The organism is Calothrix sp. CBUCES-K 9914 (assembly GCF_059640475.1).
In genome coordinates this window covers 1-6213 of the sequence record NZ_JBXXZH010000387.1, presented here as the reverse complement: position 1 = coordinate 6213, position 6213 = coordinate 1, and the positions used below count along the sequence as shown (strand labels likewise).

Sequence of the window (6213 nt, the reverse complement as noted above, 5' to 3'; positions counted from 1 at the left end):
TTTTGAATTTGGTCGTTTTTTGCCTATTTCAGCGGGCGCCCAAATCCTGAAACAACGAAACCTTGTTAAGTAGTTGAGAATTTTCTCAAGTATTTTCGAGATTAAAAAAAACCTACCCTTGAAAGCCTTATTAAGGGGGGTTGGGGGGATTAATTTCGGATTGCAAAATCTTACAAAAATTATAAATTTATAACTTTCAGTAGATGACTTGTTTATAAAAATCATCTTTGAGCTAGGTGATTAAGTTAGTTGTATTCTGCTAGCTTACTTTAAGCAGTGTTGTTATATCTCAAGGATACTGCTGTAAAGGAGAAATAATACAATATGCCCAATCACGATGTCATCGTTGTCGGAGCATCGGCAGGAGGAGTTGAAGCACTGAGTTATTTAGTCAAGAATTTACCGTCTGACCTAGATGCTACTATATTTGTAATCCTTCATGTACCTTCTGACGGTACAAGTGTGCTACCAAAAATTCTGAACCGAGCACAACGTTTACCAGCGCATCATGCAAAAGACGGAGAAGTGATATTACCAAGGCAAATTTATGTGGCACCTCCGGGTTATCACTTAATCGTAAAATCTGGTTATGTTAATTTAGTTCGTGGACCAAAAGAAAATAATCATCGTCCAGCTATTGACCCCACCTTTCGCACTGCAGCGCGCGCTTACGATGGCAGAGTCATAGGTGTAATATTGACGGGTGCGCTTGATGATGGTACAGCAGGATTAGCGGCAGTAAAAATAAGAGGTGGTTTAGCTGTTGTTCAAGACCCTTTGGACGCACTATACAACGGAATGCCTTCTAGTGCAATTGAGAATGTTGACGACATCGACCACGTTGTACCTTTATCATCGATTCCATCTTTACTAATAAATTTAGTAAACACACCAGTCAATACTAAAAAGCAACAGCAAGTTCCTGAATTAATGAACTACGAAAGTGATATGGCAGAATTTAGTGTAACAAGGCTTCACTCAGACGATAAACCTGGCAACCCATCAGGGTATAGTTGTCCAGATTGTGGCGGTAGTCTTTGGGAACTACAAGAAGAAGGTATGTTTCGGTTCCGCTGCCGTACTGGTCATGCTTATTCTCCAGAGACTTTGCTCGCGAAGCAATCTGATGCACTAGAAGATGCTTTATGGATTGCATTTCGGGCATTAGAAGAAAAAGCTTCGCTAGCTCGTCGTATGTCTAAAAGGATGCGAGACCGTAACCAAAATTTATCTGCACAACGTTTGGAACAAGATGCATTAGACACCGAAGCGCGCGCTGATGTTATTCGTAGCGTACTTATTCAAAACGGTGGCGCCAACGACGAAGAAGAAACAACCGTAAGCTAGATAAATCAACCGTCTAATAATCGAAAACCAAGAAATGAGTAAGCACTGCTTAGTGGTGCTAGCAGCGTCTGCTGGTGGAATTAAAGCTGTAAGTACAATATTATCAAACTTACCTGCAAACTTTGCTACACCTATCGCGCTGGTGCAGCATCTTGACCCAAATTATCAGACTTGTCTCGCCGAAATCCTTAACCGACGTACACCTTTGTTGGTAAAACAGGCGGTTGAGTTAGATTTGTTAACTTCTGGGATAGTGTATGTGGCGCCTCCTAATCAGCACTTAGTTGTTAAGTCAGATGCTACACTATCTTTATCAAACGCTGAAAAAGTACGTCATGTGCGTCCTGCTGCGGATATATTGTTTCAATCTGCTGCTGCTAGTTTTCAAGAACGAGTTATTGCTGTAGTCTTAACTGGTATGGATAAAGACGGTACAGATGGTGTTATGGCTGTAAAACGCGCGGGTGGTCAAGTTATTGCTCAAGATGAAGCAACTTCACAATTCTTTGGTATGCCTGCTAATGCTATTCAAACTGGATGTGTAGATTTTATACTGCCTTTAGAGGAGATTGCTCCTAATTTATTAAAATTGGTTGCCGATTAATTTTTTATGACCTCTACCGAACAAGACCCAGATTTAGAAGCCTTATTAGAATACATCCGACGTAATCGCGGTTTTGACTTTAGTGGCTATAAACGCACAAGTTTAAGTCGGCGTATAAATAAGCGGATGCAAGTTGTAGGTTTGGATAATTACAATGATTATCTCGATTACTTAGAAGTACACCCTGATGAGTTTAGAACTTTCTTACCGTCCTGTTGAATTACGCTCACGTATCGACCAAGTTCGTAGTAATCGTCGCAGCATCACTTTAAAAGATGTCGAGCATCCTGACTCAGAACGAGAAATACGATATTTTGATGTACAAATTATACCATTATTACATAACGATACTGAGGAACTACTTGGTGTAAAAATTGTATTTACCGATGTTACCCGGTTCAAACAATTACAAAATGAATTAGTACACGCAAATCAAGAGTTAGAAACAGCTTACGAAGAACTTCAATCGACTAATGAAGAATTAGAAACAACCAATGAGGAACTACAATCAACTGTAGAGGAACTTGAAACAACCAACGAAGAACTTCAGTCAACCAACGAAGAACTCGAAACCATGAACGAAGAACTGCAATCAACCAACGAGGAATTGCAGACAATTAACGAAGAATTACGTCAGCGTAGCGATGAACTCAACCGCGTTAACGGCTTTCTCGAATCGATACTTACCAGTTTACGCGCTGGTGTAGTTGTTCTTAGCCCCGATTTTCATATTCTAATTTGGAACCGCAAAGCAGAAGATTTGTGGGGTCTGCGTAACGATGAAGTTTTGTTACAAAACTTCATGAGTTTAGATATTGGTTTACCACTCGAACCATTAAGAATACCTCTACGCGAAATTTTCGCTGGACAATCTGATTGTTACGAAATTTTACTCAATGCTAGAAATCGTCGGGGTCGCACGATACAGTGCCATGTCATCTGCACTCCACTTCTACGCATAGGGACAGATATTCAAGGGGTAATACTGCTCATGGAAGAGCGCGAAAAGGTAGATGAATAGTGTACCTATAACGACTATATAACTTCCTCTACAGATAGATATATTAAACCACTACTATTAATAACTTTATAGATGTTGGGGGTGATTCAGGTAAATTAATATGCATGATTTTAATCAAAAAATACAAAAAGTATACAAAAATACACAAGCAATCAATCAACAGATCAATGAATTACCTTTGCATGAAGAAGATTTATTAGTCAAAGCTGTTGAGGAACTTCACGTTGCTTTAGAAGAGTTGCAGGTGGCAGAGGAGGAATTACGCGCGCAAAATCATCAGTTAGCACAAGCGCATTATTCATTAGCTCAAGAACGACAGCGTTACCAAGAACTTTTTGACTTGGCGCCGGATGGATATATAGTAACAAACACCGAAGGAAAAATCCAAACGGCAAACAACGCTGCTGCCGAAATGCTCAATATTCCCAAGCATTTCCTCGAAGGCAAGCTTCTAATTAATTTTATTCCAGAATCAGAACGTCGTGCGTTTCGTTCTTTGCTGTTGCAACTATATGAGTGTGAGCGAGTTTCTGAGTGGGAGACTCGCATACAACCACGACATATTAACATAATTGATGTTTCTATCAGTATAACTACAGTAACAGATGAAAGAGGTAAGGTTCAAGGTTGGCGTTGGATGTTACGAGATATTACAGAACGTAAGCAAACAGAAGAAAAATTGCGCGCGGTACAAATCCAAAATTTACAACTCGAAGAAGCAGCCAAGTTGAAATCGCAATTTGTCGCAACAATGTCCCACGAATTGCGTACACCCTTACATGCTATATTAGGCTTTGCTAGCTTACTCCAGCGTCAAGTTCAGCAGTGGTCTTCATCGAATTCACCGATGATGCTAGAAAAAATTATTAATAATGGTAAACACTTGTTAGCTTTAATTGAGGATATGCTCGACCTTTCCAAGTTAGAGTCGAATCGATTAAAGCTACAATTGCAAAAATTTAATTTAAAAGAGTTAGTTACATCAACAACAAATGAATTGCGTCCAATTGCAGAAAAAAAGAATTTAATACTTAACTTAAATATCGAATTACAAGATAAGATAGTTGTGAATGATAGCATTCGGATTAAGCAAATTTTAGTTAATCTAATTGATAATAGTATTAAATTTACAGACAAAGGCTGCATAAATATTAACGTTACAGAACTACCGTTAGATAAATTATTAATTTGTATTTGTGATACCGGAATTGGAATATCAGAAGAAGATTTAATATATATTTTTCAAGCATTCCGACAAATAAATCAAACTACAGTACGTAAATACAATGGTACTGGATTAGGACTAGCAATCGTAGACCATTTGGTACGGTTGATGCAAGGTAGTGTTTCTGTCAATAGTAAAACTGGTGAAGGTTCTACTTTTTGCGTTGAGTTACCCAAGGTAGTCCGCAACCAAGCTTAAAGATAATTCATATTTCTACCTTTCAGCGTTGACGATAGTTTGACTATAGATAGAGTCTGATAGGTAGGTTGTGCGGTTACGCTTGTAGATGAAGGGGAGATAGCGGAATGTAGGTATGTAAGTCATGGATAGATTTGCTCGACAAATAAATGCAGTTCAGCGAGGGATGGAGACACTTAACCAAGGGGTCATTGAATCTTCACCGCTAGGAAAGGGTTTGTTGGTGCAAGCTTTCGACCAAATTCACGATGCTTTAGCTGAACTGCGAGTTAGACACGATGAGTTATTAAATCAAAAAGAACAATTAGCGGACTTTTACCGGAACGTCGAAATTGAACGTCAACGCTATCGCGATTTGTTCAATTTTGCTCCTGATGCTTATTTTATAACTGACATAGATGGCAATATTATAGATGCTAATCGAGCTGCTACAGTTTTATTTCAATTTTCACATAGCGACTGGGTAAACAAATCGTTGATTGATTTTTTACCTCAACATGAGCGTCATGCATTTCATGCTCAGTTAGTAAGACTGCCTCACGAGCAAACATTAAAAGATTGGGAAGTTGTTTTCTGCAAAAAAGATGGTCAAAAAATTTTTGCAGCAATCAGTGTCAACACTGTAGAAAACCTTGATAATGAAGTTCGTTTACACTGGTTGATACGTGATGTTAGCGCGCGTAAACAAGCTGAAGAATTGCGTGCAATGCAAGCAGAGAATGTACAGCTTCAAGAAGCAGCACGTTTGAAGTCACAGTTTATGGCGATGATGTCTCATGAACTGCGTACTCCAATGCATATAATCTTAGGATTTACTCAACTGCTTCTACGCCAACCATACCAGCTTTTGGCGCCGCAGTTAAAGAACATGGTGGAGCGAATTTCTACCAATGCCAAGCATTTGCTCGAATTAATCGAAGATATTCTCGATTTTACAGCCTTAGAATCAGGGAAGTTAAATTTAAACTCCCGACAGTTCAACTTAGCGGAACTTGTTCAAGGAGTTGTTCAACAAATGCAACACCAAGCTTCACGTAAAAAATTATCTTTAACTGTAAATATTAAACTACAAAACCCAGCCATAATCGGTGATAGCGACCGTATTCGTCAAATTCTAGTTAATTTAGTTGACAATGCAATCAAATTTACCGATAGAGGTAGTGTAGTACTTGAAGTATTTGAACTACCTGAAGACCGCATTGCTCTAATAGTGCGAGACACAGGTATAGGTATTAGCTCTAGCGATATAAGACACATATTTCAAGAATTTCGCCAAATAAACCAAACCTATTGTCGTACACAGGGAGGTACAGGTTTAGGACTAGCGATAGTTGACCAACTACTCAAACTAATGGGTGGAACTATCAGCGTTCAAAGTCAACTAGGAGAAGGTTCAACTTTTCGCGTCGAACTACCAAGAAAAGTAAAGAGTGCTGAGTGCTGAGTGCTGAGTGCTGAGTGCTGAGTGTTAAGAGAGCGTAAAATGTTATTAGTCACGTAGCGAAGAATCTATATCAATAAGCTTATCTTTTATAAAAACCTTCTTTCTTATTTTTGTGTTCTTGGTGGTTTGTTGCTAACAATATTTATTTAATAAACCGCAGAGAATATTGTTGAGTAGTGGTTCGTGTCATTAATTCTGGTGTGTTCTTTCTTCTTATTTCTTCCTTCGCGCCCTTTGCGTTCTTTGCGGTTCGTTTTTCCAACACACCAAAACGTCGGACATGAACCAGTAGTGGTCTGTGTCATTAATTCTGGGGTGTTAGAAAAAAGAACCACAAAGGCACAAAGGACACAAAGGAAGAGAGAACAACCCAA

The 6213-nt window shown here is 38.9% G+C and carries 6 protein-coding genes and 1 pseudogene; 6 read left to right on the top strand and 1 reads right to left on the bottom strand.

The window, feature by feature from the left end; genetic code table 11:
• Positions 1 to 324 precede the first annotated feature (324 nt).
• From AC2JBO_RS42000 to AC2JBO_RS41975, 6 genes and pseudogenes are all read left to right on the top strand, one after another.
• A complete protein-coding gene (locus tag AC2JBO_RS42000; RefSeq protein ID WP_496959560.1) occupies positions 325 to 1347 on the top strand; it encodes a chemotaxis protein CheB in 1023 nt (340 codons plus the stop codon).
• A gap of 34 nt (positions 1348 to 1381) precedes the next feature.
• On the top strand, positions 1382 to 1951 hold the full coding sequence (locus AC2JBO_RS41995) for a chemotaxis protein CheB (RefSeq protein WP_496959559.1): 570 nt from the start codon (positions 1382 to 1384) through the stop codon (positions 1949 to 1951).
• Positions 1952 to 1957: 6 nt separating this feature from the next.
• Positions 1958 to 2170, top strand: coding sequence for a hypothetical protein (locus AC2JBO_RS41990; RefSeq protein WP_496959558.1), 213 nt, complete (start codon positions 1958 to 1960; stop codon positions 2168 to 2170).
• Positions 2136 to 2972 (top strand): annotated as a pseudogene (locus tag AC2JBO_RS41985) (PAS domain-containing protein); the annotation flags it as partial. The gene AC2JBO_RS41990 and the pseudogene AC2JBO_RS41985, both read left to right, overlap by 35 nt.
• Before the next feature lie 100 nt (positions 2973 to 3072).
• Positions 3073 to 4395 carry a sensor histidine kinase gene (locus AC2JBO_RS41980; protein ID WP_496959557.1) on the top strand — a complete coding sequence of 441 codons (1323 nt, stop codon included), beginning with the start codon at positions 3073 to 3075 and terminating at the stop codon, positions 4393 to 4395.
• A gap of 124 nt (positions 4396 to 4519) precedes the next feature.
• A complete protein-coding gene (locus AC2JBO_RS41975) occupies positions 4520 to 5839 on the top strand; it encodes a PAS domain-containing sensor histidine kinase (protein ID WP_496959556.1) in 1320 nt (439 codons plus the stop codon).
• A 146-nt stretch (positions 5840 to 5985) separates the two neighbouring features.
• Here AC2JBO_RS41975 and AC2JBO_RS41970 read toward each other — a convergent pair.
• On the bottom strand, positions 5986 to 6213 hold a 228-nt coding region (locus tag AC2JBO_RS41970), incomplete at its 5' end, for a hypothetical protein (RefSeq protein ID WP_496959555.1).